This is a genomic window from Paraburkholderia sp. Cpub6, from assembly GCF_014201065.1.
Classification (GTDB): Bacteria; Pseudomonadota; Gammaproteobacteria; order Burkholderiales; family Burkholderiaceae; genus Paraburkholderia; species Paraburkholderia tuberum.
Window position 1 is genome coordinate 57,668 of sequence record NZ_JACHDM010000009.1, and the last position, 15,256, is coordinate 72,923.

The following is a 15,256-nucleotide window of genomic DNA, read 5'->3' on the forward strand; positions in this document are numbered from 1 at the left end:
CCCGTCGCGGAGAAACGGCCGCTTGGCCATTCATTCACTTTTGCCCGTCGTACTTCTCCACGAACTCGGCCGCCGTGAGCCCACGAAAATCGGCCAATGCCGCGTCAATGCGCTCGGCGCTCCAGTCCCACCAGGCTATCTGCTGCATGCGCTCCGCGATGCGCGCGTCGACGCGAAAACGCAGCACCCGCGCCGGCACCCCGACGACGATGGCGAACGGCGGAACGTCCTTGGTCACAACGGCTCCTGAGCCGACCGCGGCGCCAGTGCCGATCGTCACGCCGGGCATGATGATGGCATCGTGGCCGAGCCACACATCGTGACCCACCTCGACCGACTCCTGCGCCCGCCACTGCAAGATGTCGACGTCGTCGTCGAGAGACAATCCGTACGATCGCGAGCGATAGGTAAAGTGATGGTGGGTCGCACGCCACGAAGGATGATTGGGCGGGTTGATGCGCACGCCGGTGGCGATATTGGCGAACTTGCCAATGAGTGCGTGGGCGATCTGATTGTCACCCATCGCATAGCCGTAGTCGCCGATGACGGATTCGGCGACATGACTGCGCGGACCGAGATAGGTGTAACGGCCAAAGTCGCTGGCGCGAACTACCGCCGTTGGATGGATTTCCGGATGCTCCGACAGAACGCGACCGAGCGCCCACGGATCGACGCCGACGCCATGATTGATCAACATATCAATTCTCGTGCTTCAATGATAAGGAGAACCTTGGGCCGCCGGCTGCGCACTTCCCATGACGATCGCGCCAGGGCATATAGAGCGACGGCGACGCAGGTGAGCGGTCCGCGTTCAGGTGACACGGCTGCGCAGGTAAGCGGAAACGCGTTCGGCACAGACGACCAGGACGAAGGTGGCGATCAACAGGAACGACACCGTCTGGTACTGGAACAGGTTCATTGCAGTCAGCAACTGGAAGCCGATTCCGCCTGCTCCAACAAAGCCGAGCACGAGCGACGAGCGCAGGTTTTCGTCGAAGCGGAACAGCCCAATGCCGAGCAGCGAGGGCAACACGCCCGGCACGACAGCATGGCTTAACACCTGCAGGCGCCCTGCACCGGTCAGCGTCAACGCTTCGACGGGGCCCATATCCATGTCTTCGATTACTTCCGCGAACAGCCGCCCAAGCATGCCGACCGAATGGACCGCAAGCGCAAGTGCGCCCGGAAACGGCCCCAGCCCGACCGCCGTGACGAACAACAGTGCCCAGACCAGATCGGGCACTGCCCGGGTGACGCCGATCAGCGCGCGCGCGGCGTAGTACAGGGGCAGCGCGGGTGTGACATTCGCGGCCGCCAGAATCGACAGCGGAAAGGCGAGCAGCACCCCGAACACCGTGCCGAAAATCGCCAGATCGATCGTTTCGAGAACCGGCCACAAGTTCGGGACGAACTGATCGAACGCCGGCGGCAAGGCGCGCGAAATAATGTCGACCATACCGTGGGCACCGGTAACCAGATCCTGCGGACGGGCCTGGACGACGATCCACGCCTGCACAAACAGCGCGAACAGCACGACGGCGGCACACACCGACCAGATGGTCCGGCTGCTCGACGAGCCCGTCGATGCGCGCATTTCAAGAACCTTGCTCATGACGCCTCGGCCAAATAAAGGCTCGCGATCTGTTGACGGGAGACGGCCGACGCCGTCCGATCGAATTCAAGCAGGCCGCCGCGCAGACCGATCAGTCTGTCGGCATATCGCGTCGCCAGTTCGGGCTGGTGCAGTACGCACACCACCGCGAGACCATCCTCGTCGGCGAGGCGGCGCAGCAGCCGCATGACTTCGTCGGCCGCTTCGGGGTCCAGACTGGCGACCGGCTCGTCGGCGAGCAATACGTGAGGACGTTGGGCCAGCGCGCGGGCCACCGCCACGCGCTGCGCCTGTCCGCCCGAAAGCGTGCCGGCGCGCTGGCGCGCCAGATGCAGCAAGCCGACCTCGTCCAGATAGGACAGCGCCGGATCGATCTCCTCGCGAGGCACCCGACCCAGCGCGGTTGCCAGCGTCCGGTGTCGGCCGAGCGCGCCGCAGCAGACGTTCGCCAGCACGCTGCGCCGCTTCACGAGATTGGCGTTCTGCGAGATCAACGCAAGCGGCAGACGCGCCTCACGCAAAGCTTTGCCCGACAGTGCGGCGAGATCGCGCCCAGCCACCTCGACCGACCCGGCGGTCGGCCGATTCAGTCCGACCACGCACTTCATGAAGGTCGACTTGCCGCTGCCATTGCTGCCCAGCACCACGACCAGCTCACCGGCGTGGACCGACACATTCATGCCGCGCAGCGCAGTGTGGCCATTTGCGTAACGCATCGTCAGATCACGGACAGCCAGCTTTACGCCGGGCCCACGCGTCGTATGGAGTGCTGCTCCGGGTAGGCTCGACACGCCGGCTGAAAACCGGCTCGCCGAATCTATCGGGACGCCACCCGAGGTGCTGGACAGAGTGCTCACAGTTTTGCCAGGTCGATGTGAAGAGTCGAAACCAGATCGCGGATCTGGTTATAAGCAGCATCCGTTTGCGGCACCGTCTTCAGTTCCGGGTTCTGGTTCGATGCCAGGAACTTCTGATCGGCTTCCGGTAATTGGCGTAGATCGAGCGAACTCAGCACACTTGCCAGACGGGCCTTGAAATCCGCCGGCAAGTCTCCGCGCACGGCCAGCGGGTCGAGCGGAATCGGTTCCGATTTCCACAGCGTCACGTAAGCCGCAGGATCGAATTCCTTGTGTAGCTTGGCGCTGGCGATTTCTTCGCTGTTCAGCTCCCCCGCTTCGACCTTATGGTTGCGCAGCGCCTCGAACGACGCCGTGTGGCTGCCCGCGTAGACCGCTTTTACGCCCTTGTCCGGATCGATGCCGTTCTTGCTCAGTCCGAAGGCGGGAAACAGATGGCCGGACGTCGACGCCGGATCGGCGTAAGCGAACGAGCGACCCTTGGTGTCGCCCAGCGTCTTGATGCCCGAGCCGGGCCACGTGACGATGGAGGCGTAGTAAGTGGCCGGCTTGCCCTGCTCGCCGGCGAACGTGGCGACGGCTTCAGCGTGCGCGACCTGGTGGGCGAGCACGTAGCCGAGGGGACCGAATTCGCCGAATTCGAGCTTGTTGTTGCGCATTGCCTCGATCTCGGCGTTATAGCTGGTCGCGACGTAGAGTTGCACCGTGCAGCCGAGCTTGTCGCCAATCATCTTGGCGAGATCTGAATAGACCGGCAGCATGCGCTGAGCCGATTCGTAAGGTTCGACACCAAAGCGAATCACACCATCGTTCGGACACGTACCCGCTGCATGTGCGGTAACGGAGACAAAACTCACGGCCAGAGCTGCTGCAGATAAAAAGTTGGATACCTTCATATTTTCCTCAATTTATGTTTCGTACAGACCAGGCGACTCAACAACGGATTGCTTTGTTCCGGGCATCAGACAACGCGCTCGCCTGCCCGATACGTCGCGCGAGGCACAGGCAGCGCATCGTGCATCCGCACGCGCACAAAATCGGCACGCAAACCGGGGGCGATCGCGCCGCGGTCGTCCAACCCCACTGCGCGCGCGGGTTCCGCGGATACCGTTGCCATCGCGCGCGGCAGCGTCCAGCCGGCCTTGCCGACCAGTTCGAAGGCGGCGGTCAACAGGCTCGAGGGCACGTAGTCCGAGGACAGGATGTCGAGCAGTCCGGCTTTCGCAAGTTCGATTGCCGAGACGTTGCCCGAGTGCGATCCGCCTCTTACGACGTTGGGCGCGCCCATAATCGTTGCGATGCCGTGTTCGCGCGCGGCTTGCGCGGCGATGCGGGTGGTTGGGAATTCCGCCAGGACGATGCCTTCGGCCGCTGCCTGTTCAACATGCTCGATTACGGTGTCGTCGTGGCTCGCCACCGGCACGCCGAGCTCCATGCAGCGCGCAACGATCTCGCGACGGTGCCGGTCGGCGAAACGTTCCTGTCCGTCTGAAAGCTCAGCAATCACTGCGGCGAAGTGTTCGTCGGTCAATTTGCCGTGCCGTTCCTGCCAGCGACGCCATTGATCCCGATCGTGCCATTGGCGCTGGCCCGGCGTGTGATCCATCACCGAAGCGAGCCGCAGCAATGAATGCGTGCACAGTGAATCGAATACATTCACGACGTCGGGGGCGGCGATTTCACAGCGCAGGTGGAGGAAATGCTCGGCACGCAGCAACTCGCACGCGGACAGGCGCGCGAGTGCCTCCACGCATTGCGTCTGAAGATCCCGGCTGTGCATGTCGACGTCCGAACGCGCGCCGATCCTGAGCGAATCGAATACGGTTGTGATGCCCGCCGCGGCCACCTGTGCGTCATGAATCACCAACGCCGCGTCGATATTCCATCTCACGCCCGGCCGCGGCGCCAGATGCTTCTCGAGATTGTCTGTGTGTAGTTCGACCAGGCCCGGCAACAGATAGTCACCGTTCCAGTCTTCGGCTTCGGCCGCCGACGTCGTGCCCCGTTCAAGGTCGACAATGACGCCGTTTTCAATCCGCAAGGTTCCCGTAAATTCCTCGTCCCGCGTGACGACGCGAGCGTTCCTGATCAGCATCGACATGCTCCGTATGTGTGTCGGCTTTAGCGAGCTGCTGTACGACGCAGCGTTGGTCGTGATTCGACGCGATGAGTCGTGCTGTTGCGTCCGCGATCTCGACGCTCCGCCCGGCAGAAAGCGACGCTCGTGCTTCATGGGCGTTTCCTGCCGGCCCAGAAAGCGGTTGCTGGCCGCGCTTTCGTCTAAACGTCTAGATGTTTAGGGAAAGATCCAACCGGCCGATTCCGCGAGCACGACCGTAATGGGTTCATCACGGTCCGCGCTCTACCATGCACAACTGCGAATTCATTTCACCCGACCGGAATGACAAGACCATGACAGCGACCGACAACAAACACCGAGCGTTTCAATCGAGCGCGGAGTAGACGTTGTAATGGAGCGGCAAATCGAACAGATTCTTGATTGACGAGGTGGACAGGGGCATCGCAAGTGGACGCCATTCGTCGTCGATGAGCATCGAGGGCAGTCGCAATGCTGAAGCTGGCTGCCTCAACACTGGCTCATGTTGGGACGGCCGCCTTGGCATCCACGTAAAGCGCGTAGAGCGACTGGCCGGCGGCCATGAACAGGCGGTTGTGCGCTGCGCCGCCAAAGCACAGGTTCGCACAGCGTTCAGGCAGCGCGATGCGGCCGATGGCCTCGCCGTCCGGTGCGAACACCATCACGCCGTTCAACGCGGGTCCTGTACCCCAGCCGGCCCACAGGTTGCCGTCGGTGTCGCAGCGGAAGCCATCCGGCGCGCCGTGCTCGCCGCCGTCGACAAAGATGCGGCCGTTGACGAGGCGTCGGCCATCCTCGACGTCGTACGCCCGGATGCGTCTTGGCGTGGATCCGGACTCGACAATGTAGAGGCGGCTTTCATCCGGCGAAAAACAAAGGCCGTTCGGATTGGCGATGTCGCCAGCGACGATCTCTGCTTCGCCGGAGCGCGGGTCCAGGCGGTAGACCTGGGTTGGCAGTTCGGCCTCCCCCCTGACACCCCCGTAATCACTCACAATTCCAAAGGTCGGGTCAGTGAACCAGATGCTGTCGTCGCTCTTGACGACGACGTCATTGGGCGAGTTGAGCCGCTTGCCGTCGAAACGGTCCATGAGAATGGTCAGGGTGCCGTTGTACTCGGTGCGCGTCACCCGGCGGTTGCCATGCTCGCAGGTGATCAACCGCCCCTGGCGGTCACGCGTGTTGCCGTTGGCGAAACCTGACGGCCTGCGAAACACCGCAACCGCACCGGTTTCTTCATCCCATCGCATGATGCGGTTGTTCGGAATATCGCTCCATAGAAGGTAGCGGCCGTCGCCGAACCACACGGGCCCTTCACCAAAGCGCATTCCAGTCGCAAGGCGCTCCACTGCGGCATGGGTAATGCGATATTTCAGAAAGCGCGGATCGAGGACCTCCACCGACGGATCGGGATAGGTTTCGCTCTGTCGCCACCTTGGAATCTCTACCATCTCCCATCTTCCACTTACGATTTGCGGGGCGGGCAAGTCAGTCGTTCTTTTGGATATACGCTGCGAACGCCTGCTCGTAGTCCGGATGCCAACGCGATAGCGCCGGGCGATTCTCTACAATGTCTCCCGCAGCCCAAAGAATGCGTCGCTCGTCGAGGGAGCGAGGCACATCGTTGTCGGGGCACAGAATGTAGAAATCGCCGGCACCCAGTCGCTCGATCATGAAATCGACAGTCTGCTCGGGTGTCCAGGCAGCGGCCGGTTTCTCGGTACGACCTTGCGCGGCAAGCTCCGTAAACACAAAGCCAGGGATCAGCAAATGCGCGCTGATCCGGCAGCCTGGCGTATTGCGCAACTCGTGCTGCAGTGCTTCGGTAAACGCCTTCAGGCCGGCCTTGGAGACGTTATAAGCCGGGTCGCCGGGCGGCGTCGTGATGCCCTGCTTCGAACCGGTATTAATGACGAGGCCCGGGCGTCCGCGCGCGATCATCGCGGGCACGAAGGTCTGAGTGCCACGAATGACACCCCATAGATTGACGTCGAGCACCCGCTCCCAGTTAGCCGCCGCGCCGAACATGGCGCTACCCGGTTGAATCCCCGCATTGTTCATGAGGATATCCGTGCCGCCGAAGCGATCCCGAACGGCTGCTTCGAGGCGGACCAGGTCTTCGAGGCGGCTGACGTCCGTCTCGACGGCCAGTACATCCTTCGCGCCTTCAGCAGCCACGCTGGCAATCGCCTGCTTCGCGTGCGCCAGGCGGTCCTCACCCAGATCCGCGATGCACACGCGAAGCCCGAGCTGCGCGAACCGCTTCGCCGAGGCGAGTCCAATGCCGGCAGCGCCGCCTGTCACGACGGCGACGGCTCCGGGAGTGAAAGTAAAGTGTGTCATCAATAGTCCTTTCTGATTCGTCATAAAACGTCAGCCCGCCACCTCACAAGCAGACCGCCAAACGGCAGGTACGTCGATAGGTCGCGCAGCCGGGAAATTCGTCACTCACCTCAGTCCATTGGGCAAAACGGCACTGGCGACAGAAATACCGATTCCTGATGGACGAGATACGGCAGGATGCGCGGCGTGAAAGCTTGCCAGCGTGGATCGGCTGCGAGTTTCGCGCGCTGCGCGGCCCGATGCGCGTAGTCCTCGTAGCCCCAGCAGAATACGATCGAGTTCAACGTGCCTGAGTCCTTCGTCCAGCAACCCTTGAGGCGGGCGTACTGACCGATGATGCCGAGCCCTTCGCGCTCGTAGATGTCGAGGAACTCGCCTGTCTTTCCCGCCGTAATCTGATATGTACGCATTTCTACCAACATGATTCCCTCTGTTTCGATCGGTACTCTCTCGCAGCACACCGCCCTCAGACCGCGTGGCTTTCGACGTGCGCCTTCAGCGCGCTGAAGAACTCGTCGAGATTCTTGCTCGCGGCGGACTGAATCAGGCGCGACCCCACGCTCATCAGCTTCCCGCCAATCTCGACGTCAGCGTCGTACACCAGCACGGTCGTATTGCCTTGCGCTCCAAGCTGCAGGCGCGCAGTGACTTTGGCAAAGCCCAGCGCACCTGCACTGCCCATACCGGCAATCGTATAGGCCCTGGGCGGATCGAGATCCGACAATTCGACGTTGCTTTTGAAGGTCACCGCCATCGGGCCGACGCGAATCTGCACGGTCGATTCGAAATGCAGGTCGTCGAGCCTCTTCAGCGCTTTGCAGCCGGGCAGGCATGCTTCGAGTTCTACGGGATCGTTCAATGCACGCCATGCGGCTTCAGGGGGCACGGGCAGGATGGTTTGATCTGTCAGCTTCATCGACGCCGCTCAGCGCTCGTAGAGTTTGGACAGCGCCTGCGTGCCGTTGCGCGCGCAGCCCCGCTCGGCCAACTCCTGGTACATTACGCGCACCAGTTCCAGACCCGGCAATTCACGTCCCATGCTCCGCGCTTCCTCGTGCGCAATCCGCATGTCCTTGATGAAATGCTCGATGAAGAAACCGGGTGCAAAATCGCCCTTGGCAATGCGCGGCCCCAGGTTGTTCAGCTGGAATCCACCCGCCGCACCTCCGCCAATCGCGCTCAATACGGTGTCGGCATCCAGGCCGGCGCTGTGCGCATAGGCGAGCCCTTCGCACACGCCCATCATCGTCGACGCAATGACGATCTGATTGCACAGCTTCGTGTGCTGACCCGCACCCGGGCCGCCTTGCAGGACGATGTTGGTGCCGAGGCAGCGCAACATCGGTTCCACGCGTGCGAGCACAGCGCTTGCGCCGCCGACCATGATCGACAGGCGCCCTTCGCGCGCACCGATGTCGCCGCCCGATACCGGCGCATCCAGCATGTGCACCCCGCGCTCAGCGGCGTGCGCGGCCAACTCTTCGGCCAGTTTTGGACTCGACGTCGTCATGTCGACCAGCACCGCGTCGCGCCGCGCATGCGCGATCAGACCGTCGTCGCCCAGATATAGTGTGCGGACGTCCGCGGGGGTGCCGACAATCGTGAACACGACGTCCGATACTTCGGCGAGCGCCCGCGGGGTCGCTTGCCATGTCGCGCCGGCCTCGATGAGCGGCTCAGCCTTCGCACGCGTACGGTTATAGACATGCAGCGGATAGCCCGCGGCGGCGAGCCGCGAGGCCATCGAGAAACCCATGATGCCAAGGCCGATAAAGCCAATCGCGCGTTTGCCTGTAGATTGATTCATGATGGTTGGTCCGTTCAGAGTTTGTCGCGCAGCAAGTCGCGCAATAGCATGGGAGTCAGTGGATGACGGTCGGCAACGACGCCAAATGGCGCAAGCGCATCATTGACCGCGCTGGTCAATGCGCCGATCGCTCCCATCACCCCGCCTTCGGCCATCCCCTTGATGCCGGCCGCCGTCGACTTGCCAGGCGTATGCAGCGGGATGATCTCGAAGTTGGGCAATTCAGTTGAAGTAGCGATCAGGTAGTCGGCGAGTGAGCCGGTCACGTTCTGTCCTGAGTCGTCGTAACGCATCTGCTCGAACAGCGCGCCCGACAGTCCCATCGCCACGGCGCCATGCTGCTGCCCTTCCACCACGGTGGGATTGAGCAGCGTGCCGCAGTCTTCGGCGACGACGTAACGCGCGATACGGATTGCGCCGGTCAAGACGTCCACCTCGATCTCGCATCCATGAGCCGCATTCGAATAGGTCATGGCCGGAGGGTCGTAAGTCAGGTGAAATTCAAGGCCCGGCGTCAAACCTTGCGGCAACGCAGTGGGATCCAGATACGCACGCCGCGCCACGTCGGCAAGCGTCAAACCTGTGTCGATCCACTCGTGCGCGCGACGACGCTCGATTCTGGCGTCGATCAGGCGCAGCGACTGCTCGTCAGGCAAACCAAGGCAACCGGCGGCGATCGCGAGCACCTTGCGGCGTGCGTCGAGTGCGCACAGGTAAAGCGCGCCGCCGCCTGCCGTGCCGCTGCGGGCGCCACGACTGCCCATACCGTATGGTGCGATATCAGTGTGGCCCATATGAATGCGCACGCTCGACGGCGGCACGCCCAGGCCCTCCGCCACCGCGTTGGCCATCGCGCTCTCATAGCCCTGGCCGCTGGGCCCTAGACCGACCGACGCGTTCACCACCCCGCCTGGTTCGATACGGATCCAGCTTGCCTCGTGCCCCGAACCGGGAATTCCCGCGGCCTTATAGAAGCGCGAACCATACGTGGTCGGTTCCACCACGTTGCACAGGCCAAGCCCCAGGTAATGGCCATCTGCGCGCGCCGCCTGCTGGCGCTCGCGAAAGCCCGCGTAGTCGAGCGCCGACAGCAAGGCCTCGAACGTCTGGGTCGGCGTGATGTCGTCCAGACATTCTCCCGTAGCAGTGCGGTACGGCAGTTCTGCCGGACTCAGCAGGTTGCGCCGGCGTACCTCGACCGGGTCGAGTGCCAGTTCCCGCGCGATTGCATCCAGCGTGCCGTCCATCACCCAGCTGGTGATGGACATCGGCGCGCGCATCGGTGCATTGCCGCATTTATGACTGAGCACGACCTTCACATCGAAAGCGTAGTCCTGCAGCCGGTACGGTCCGCTCAGGATCATCGCAACGACGCGCGCCAGATAGTTGGCAGGAAAGAAGCAATAGGCGCCAAAGTCTTCGCGGAGTTCGAGTTCGAGAGCGAGCAGCGTGCCGCGCTCATCGACCGCTGCGCGGGTGCGGCAGAAGTCCTCACGTGAATTGGCGGCGGCCGTCAGGTTCTCGAGGCGATCCTCACGCCAGCGCACGGGCCGCTTCAAATGGCGAGCCAGCGCAGCAACGGTCAACTCTTCGCGATACAAGGCGATTTTCTGTCCGAACGCTCCGCCGACATCGGGCGACATCACGGTCACCTGAGACTCGTCGAGCTTGAGGCGCTGCGCCAGTTGAGTGCGCAAAGGATGGGGCACCTGCGTTCCGATATGGAACGTCATGTGGTTCCGTCCGGCGTCCCAGACCGCTGCACAGCCGCGGGTTTCGATCGGCACATGGGTCTGGCGCTGCTGCTGGAAGGTCGCTTCGACTATCCGGAAGGCCCGGCTGTTGGCGCGCTCAGGGTCGCCATGCACGTAGGTCTGGTGCGAGACCAGGTTGCCTGGCACGGCCGGGTCCACTTGCGCCGCGTTGGGCGCGAGCGCCTGCCACATGTCTGTCACCGCGGGCAGCGGATCGAACTCGACGAGCACCTGCTCGGCAGCGTCTTCAGCGAGGTACCGGTCCGTCGCGACGACGCAAGCGATCAGATCGCCCTGAAAACGCACTGTGTCCACTGGCATCGTCGCAAATTCGACGGGCTTCAGTCCTTCGACGGGTGGTGCGACACGGAACGGTGTAGTCCACTGCGCGAGTTCCACGCCCGTGATGACGGTTACGACGCCGGGCATTGCGGCGGCGCCGTGAATATCGATGGAGACGATCCGCGCATGCGCGTGCGGCGAGCGAACAAAGCACACGTGAAGGACACCGGGTATCTCGATGTCGTCGAGATACCGGCCATAGCCGGTCAGCAGCCGATAGTCTTCGGTGCGAGGCGTCGCTTTGTTGAGGTAACGAAACGTCTGCTCAGACATCGCCCGTCTCCGCGCGCATCCGCTCGGCCGCGAGCAGGATCGCCCGCACGATGTTCTGATATCCGGTACAGCGGCACAGATTGCCCGATAGCACCTCGCGCACCTGGGCCTCGGATGGCCAAGGGTTCTCGCGCAGGTACGCTTCAAATGTCATGACGATGCCGGGCGTGCAGAAACCGCACTGCAGACCGTGGCATTCATGCAGCGCGAGCTGGAGCGGCGACAGACGACCGTCTTGCGCTACCGCCTCGATGGTCGTGATCTGCGCTTCATCCATCTGCACGGCGTAAGCCAGACATGAGCGTGCCGGGCGGCCATCGATCAACACGGTGCATGCGCCGCACACACCGTGCTCGCATCCGACATGCGTGCCCGTCAGCCGGCAATCTTCGCGCAGCACATCGGACAATAGCTTGCGAGGCTCGCAATGCACATCATGGCGCGCACCGTTCACACTCAGATAAATTGCTGTCTTTTCCATGAACGGCCTAATCGGGTTGCGTAACGCCAGCGGTTATCCGCTGCAATGCTCGAGCGATGAGCGCCTTGACGAGATCGCGCCGATACGCGGCGCTAATGCCTGGCTGATCGTGCACCTCGACGGCGTTTGCGACTGCCTCGGCAATCCTGCCGACGCTCGGCGCACCGGCCGTTTCGCCGACGAATCCCGCAGCGAGGTCGTCAAGCACCAGCGGCACATCTGCCACACCGCCTACGCCGATCCGCAACGAGGCGAACCTGTCATCCGCGAGCACGGCGGTGACAGCGCAAGCCGCGATCGCGAAATCGCCGTGCCGTCGGCTAAATGCTTCGAAGGCATGCCGCTCGCCGGACAACGCCGTCGGAAAGCGCACCGTGCGAATGATTTCGTCGACCGCCAGATCGGTGGTCATCACCGCGATCAGAAACTGTGCCGCCGACACCTGTCGGCTGCCGGCCGGCCCGACAATCTCGATGCGTGCGCCTAGCGTGCTCGCAATGAGCGGCAATTGCGCCGCGGGGTCCGCATGCGCGAGACTGCCGCCGAGTGTCCCGCGCTGTCGGATCGCGTAATGTCCGATCGTCGCCGCCGCTTCAGCCAGTAGCGGGCAAGCAGCGCGCACTGTGTTGCTGGTGGCCAGCTCGTGATGGCGCGTCATTGCGCCGACCGCTAGCGTATCGGGTTCAAGCGTGACGCCCTTGAGTTGAGGCAGCGCATTCAGATCGACCAGGTGCGCCGGTTGCGCGAAGCGCATATTCATCATCGGCGCGAGGCTTTGTCCTCCGGCGATCAGCTTGGCGTCAAAACCGTGAAGAGCAAGAAGCGACAGTGCGTCGTCGAGCGTGTGCGGCCGGTGATACGAAAATGCGGTGGGTTTCATATGCCTTGCGCCCGCGGACTCAGGCCGCAATTCCGGGCGAAGACCGGCAACCCGCGACAGCCCCCGCCCGCCGATAACCGAGGCAATCGACGACGGCCATTCCCGATTCGCTTGACGCTGCTCATGAGTCGCTCCAGCCGCGTGCGCGGCGCTGTTCACCCCGTGGGATAGCTACTGCTTCAGCCATCGCATTGGCAACGAGGATATCGCCGATAAATTAAATCGTCAATTGACGACTAAATTTCCATGAACAGGCTCGACGTCGATCCAGCATGCAAGCTGGTGTAGTTGCCTGTTTGTAAGGGAAATCACGATGTGGCGTTTTTTATCGGCCGTTTGATCGGCGCCATCCCTGCCTTCATGCCCCTCCCTTGTGAACCAGTTTTTCAAATACATCTTCACATGACGACTTATGATTTGATAGAGTACATCGTCCGCAAGCATGAACCGGTGTCGCCATGCTCCCGGTCTAGCCATGCACTATCTCAGTGCCATCGCGAAGCGAGCTTCATCTGTGACCGCCGGCATCGGCAAACACCCGCGCCAGTGCGTTTGCGAGTCTGCCACTCAACCCGTATCGGTTCTCCGCTCATGTCTTTGTCAAGCCGTCAATCGGTCGTCATTGCGTTGATCGTCGCCAGTGCCTATTTCATGGAGAACCTGGACGCTACGGTGATTGCGACAGCGCTGCCCCACATGGCCGCCACGTTCGGCGTCACGCCCGTGAGGTTGAGTATCGGCATGACCGCCTATCTGCTCGCGCTCGCGGTTTTCATCCCGATCAGCGGCTGGGTGGCGGATCGCTTTGGGCAACGCTCTGTGTTCGGTAGCGCAATCGTCGTGTTCACGGGCGCCTCGATACTTTGCGGACTCAGCAACGGTCTCGTCGAATTCACAGTCGCGCGGATCCTGCAGGGACTCGGCGGTGCAATGATGGTGCCGGTAGGCCGGCTCGCGGTGCTGCGCAGCACTGAGAAGCGTCATCTGATGCGCTCGATCGCCTACATTACCTGGCCCGGGTTGGCCGCACCGGTGCTGGGTCCAGCGCTGGGCGGCTTTATATCGACCTATTTCAGCTGGCGGTGGATCTTTTTGCTGAACGTCCCGATCGGTCTGCTGGGTCTGGTGCTGACCGCCACGTTCATTCCGAACTACCGCCAATCCAGCCGCCGGCCGTTCGATGTGCCCGGATTCGTGCTTAGCGGAGTCGCGCTAACCTGCCTCATGTATGGCATGGAACTCGTTGGGCAACCATATGGCGACTGGCACATCACGGTCGCGGCCCTGACGGGTGGCATGGTCGCCGCGGCCTTCGCGGTACGGCATTTCCGGCGTGCCGAACATCCGCTGATCGATCTTGCGCCGTGGCGAATCCCGACCTTTCGCGTCACCCTCGAAGGAGGTTCGTTGTATGTCGTCTCGGTCAGCGTTTCGCCCTTCCTGTTGCCGCTGTTCTTCCAACTCGGTTTCGGGCTGAACGCGTTCGCCGCCGGTTTGCTCGTGCTCGCTTACGCGGCCGGCAATCTGGCCATGAAGACCGTCACCACGCCCATTCTCAAGCGCTTTGGTTTTCGCAAGGTAATGATCGTGAATGGCCTGCTCACTGCCGTCACCATCGCCCTGTGCGCCCTACTCTCGCCGGACACGCCACGCACGCTGATCATGCTGGTGCTGCTGATCGGCGGGCTATGCCGATCGATGCAGTTCACCAGCATCAACACGCTCGCATTCGCGGACGTGCCGCCGGCGCGGATGAGTTCGGCGAGCACGTTTTTCAGCATGGTCCAGCAAATGACCATCGGTCTAGGCATCGCATTCGGTGCGATCGCGCTGCATGCTGCAGTCCTGATACATGGCGGCCACGCGCAGCTTTCGCTCGCTGACTTCCGGGTCGCGTTTCTGCTTGTCGCGGTGTTGGTACTGATCTCCATGCTCTACTTTATCGGCATCGAACCCGATGCCGGCTGCGAGGTTAGCGGCCATACGCGAGCCGCATCGCAGTAGTGCGGAAATTGTATCGAGCGCATTGACGGCTACCGGTCCAAATTAAACAGAGAGAGTCCGTGCAGAATAACCCGGGTACGCCGCTCACCGCTGCACATCTCACGCTGCGCCAGGTCGGCGCTACGCAGTAATGTGGAGGGATGCGATCAGCTTTCCGGAAGGTCACGAGCGAGTTTGGCAGAACCATTTTTCGAAGAGCATCACGCGTCTGACCCACATATTCGGCGAGGAATCGACTCAACAGGCTCTCACTCAGTTCGGCGAGGAAGCAACGGCTTTGCTAAAGCGATTGCTGGCTCAGCATGAGGTAATTGACCGATATCGTTCTGATGTCGACGGACATTGCTCTGCGTGTTTCCGTGTGCTGTCGGGAGGCTTGCCGCGTGATGCCAGCGAAGCGGCGCAGGCCATAGAAAAGGCAGGGCGTCATCTGATTCGCGAGCGGCTACCTGCTATTTTTGGCGGCGGGACAGGCGCCCGGATCAACTACGGCCTGTCGGTGTTCGTTTTGCCTTCCGAAGCAGTCTCGGGAGATGCCAAAGCATGTTGGCGTCAATGGACGAAAGATCGATCGAGGTCCCAAACCAAAAAACCCAGGCGGAAGACCGCCGCTTCCTGCTGAGCAGAAACTCGTTCAGCGTTCGATCCGGCTGACCGCCTCACAGTGGGCGAAAATCGATGCATACGGCCTATCCTGGCTGCGCCAGCTAATCGAGCGCGCCAAACCACCAAAAAGATTGCAGGAGCCTGGAGAACAGACGCCTGACGATTGATCCAAAAAAGAGTCGGCGAGGCGAACAAACCT

The 15,256-nt window shown here is 62.1% G+C and carries 15 protein-coding genes; 2 read left to right on the forward strand and 13 right to left on the reverse strand.

Going from position 1 to position 15,256, the window contains the following annotated elements; translation table 11 throughout:
• Positions 1-34: 34 nt before the first annotated feature.
• From HDG33_RS17475 to HDG33_RS17535, 13 genes are all read right to left on the reverse strand, one after another.
• On the reverse strand, positions 35-697 hold the full coding sequence (locus HDG33_RS17475) for an acetyltransferase (RefSeq protein ID WP_184031375.1): 663 nt from the start codon (positions 695-697) through the stop codon (positions 35-37).
• Positions 698-811: 114 nt separating this feature from the next.
• The gene (gene phnE, locus HDG33_RS17480; RefSeq protein WP_184031376.1) at positions 812-1,612 is read right to left on the reverse strand and encodes a phosphonate ABC transporter, permease protein PhnE; all 801 of its coding nucleotides are present in this window, start codon (positions 1,610-1,612) and stop codon (positions 812-814) included.
• A complete protein-coding gene (locus tag HDG33_RS17485) occupies positions 1,609-2,292 on the reverse strand; it encodes a phosphonate ABC transporter ATP-binding protein (protein WP_260330459.1) in 684 nt (227 codons plus the stop codon). Before HDG33_RS17485 ends, phnE begins: the two co-directional genes overlap by 4 nt.
• Before the next feature lie 173 nt (positions 2,293-2,465).
• Positions 2,466-3,365, reverse strand: a complete 900-nt coding sequence (locus HDG33_RS17490) for a phosphate/phosphite/phosphonate ABC transporter substrate-binding protein (protein ID WP_184031380.1) — start codon at positions 3,363-3,365, stop codon at positions 2,466-2,468.
• A 65-nt stretch (positions 3,366-3,430) separates the two neighbouring features.
• Entirely contained in the window at positions 3,431-4,564 is a 1,134-nt protein-coding gene (locus HDG33_RS17495; RefSeq protein WP_184031382.1) for an alpha-D-ribose 1-methylphosphonate 5-triphosphate diphosphatase, read from the reverse strand.
• A gap of 503 nt (positions 4,565-5,067) precedes the next feature.
• The gene (locus tag HDG33_RS17500) at positions 5,068-6,018 is read right to left on the reverse strand and encodes an SMP-30/gluconolactonase/LRE family protein (RefSeq protein WP_184031384.1); all 951 of its coding nucleotides are present in this window, start codon (positions 6,016-6,018) and stop codon (positions 5,068-5,070) included.
• A 37-nt stretch (positions 6,019-6,055) separates the two neighbouring features.
• Positions 6,056-6,934, reverse strand: a complete 879-nt coding sequence (locus tag HDG33_RS17505) for an SDR family NAD(P)-dependent oxidoreductase (protein ID WP_260330460.1) — start codon at positions 6,932-6,934, stop codon at positions 6,056-6,058.
• Between the two features lie 86 nt (positions 6,935-7,020).
• The gene (locus HDG33_RS17510) at positions 7,021-7,332 is read right to left on the reverse strand and encodes an NIPSNAP family protein (RefSeq protein ID WP_184022539.1); all 312 of its coding nucleotides are present in this window, start codon (positions 7,330-7,332) and stop codon (positions 7,021-7,023) included.
• Positions 7,333-7,376: 44 nt separating this feature from the next.
• Positions 7,377-7,826: a CoxG family protein gene (locus tag HDG33_RS17515; protein ID WP_184031386.1), complete on the reverse strand. Its 450-nt coding sequence runs from the start codon at positions 7,824-7,826 to the stop codon at positions 7,377-7,379.
• A 9-nt stretch (positions 7,827-7,835) separates the two neighbouring features.
• Positions 7,836-8,804, reverse strand: a complete 969-nt coding sequence (locus tag HDG33_RS17520; protein WP_311548339.1) for an NAD(P)-dependent oxidoreductase — start codon at positions 8,802-8,804, stop codon at positions 7,836-7,838.
• Entirely contained in the window at positions 8,732-11,086 is a 2,355-nt protein-coding gene (locus HDG33_RS17525; protein ID WP_184031388.1) for a xanthine dehydrogenase family protein molybdopterin-binding subunit, read from the reverse strand. Before HDG33_RS17525 ends, HDG33_RS17520 begins: the two co-directional genes overlap by 73 nt.
• Positions 11,079-11,567, reverse strand: a complete 489-nt coding sequence (locus tag HDG33_RS17530) for a (2Fe-2S)-binding protein (protein ID WP_184031389.1) — start codon at positions 11,565-11,567, stop codon at positions 11,079-11,081. The genes HDG33_RS17525 and HDG33_RS17530 overlap by 8 nt, the downstream gene beginning before the upstream one ends.
• Positions 11,568-11,574: 7 nt before the next feature.
• Positions 11,575-12,447 carry a xanthine dehydrogenase family protein subunit M gene (locus tag HDG33_RS17535; protein WP_184031390.1) on the reverse strand — a complete coding sequence of 291 codons (873 nt, stop codon included), beginning with the start codon at positions 12,445-12,447 and terminating at the stop codon, positions 11,575-11,577.
• Between the two features lie 591 nt (positions 12,448-13,038).
• Here HDG33_RS17535 and HDG33_RS17540 point away from each other — a divergent pair.
• Both HDG33_RS17540 and HDG33_RS17545 read left to right on the forward strand, forming a co-directional pair.
• Positions 13,039-14,451 carry a DHA2 family efflux MFS transporter permease subunit gene (locus HDG33_RS17540; RefSeq protein ID WP_184031859.1) on the forward strand — a complete coding sequence of 471 codons (1,413 nt, stop codon included), beginning with the start codon at positions 13,039-13,041 and terminating at the stop codon, positions 14,449-14,451.
• A 130-nt stretch (positions 14,452-14,581) separates the two neighbouring features.
• Positions 14,582-15,073, forward strand: coding sequence for a hypothetical protein (locus HDG33_RS17545; RefSeq protein ID WP_184031391.1), 492 nt, complete (start codon positions 14,582-14,584; stop codon positions 15,071-15,073).
• The last annotated feature ends 183 nt before the right edge of the window (positions 15,074-15,256 follow it).